The organism is Aeromonas diversa CDC 2478-85, from assembly GCF_000819805.1.
Lineage (GTDB): Bacteria > Pseudomonadota > Gammaproteobacteria > Enterobacterales > Aeromonadaceae > Aeromonas > Aeromonas diversa.
On the sequence record NZ_CDCE01000026.1, the window covers coordinates 534 to 1,103 of the forward strand.

Here is a 570-nt window from a genome sequence, read left to right on the forward strand (position 1 = left end):
GCCACAGACACTCTCAGCCCTGTTCACCTCCAGCTTACCCGTCAGATCCCCACTGGCGATCGCCCGGGTTAACGAGAGCATCTGCTCGGGCTCTCCCCCCAGAGGATTGGTGACACTGCGGGCCACCCAGAGAGAGATCCCGAGCGCCAGCAGCGATGCTCCGGCCAGTATGGCCCACAGCAACCGCTGCAGACTCAAGATGGAGGCCATGGCCTCGCTCTCGTCCTGCTCCGCGATAAGACTCCAGGATATGCCCTCGAAACGAACCGGTGCATAGGCCGATAGCACAGGGTTACCCCGATAGTCTTGGATGATCCGGGTCGCTTTTCCGCCTGACTGGCTCACCTTTACCGCCTCGGTCATGACACCGTTTTGCTCGAGTGTGCCGGCAAAGGAGGCTCTGATGGAGCGGTGCTCCGGATCCAGCAGGGAATCTGAGCGCATCCGGCCATCCGGGCCCACCAGATAACTCTCACCAGTCTGTCCCATACCTTCACGAGTCTGCATGATGCGATTGATGGCATCGATGGAGAGTTGCAGCGCCAGCACCAGCTGGCGACCATCGGCCAG

At 61.1% G+C, this 570-nt stretch carries 1 protein-coding gene; it reads right to left on the bottom strand.

Annotation, left to right across the window (positions count from 1 at the left end):
• A partial coding sequence (locus tag BN1121_RS20020; protein ID WP_043597676.1) for a hypothetical protein occupies positions 1-570 on the bottom strand: 570 nt, incomplete at both ends.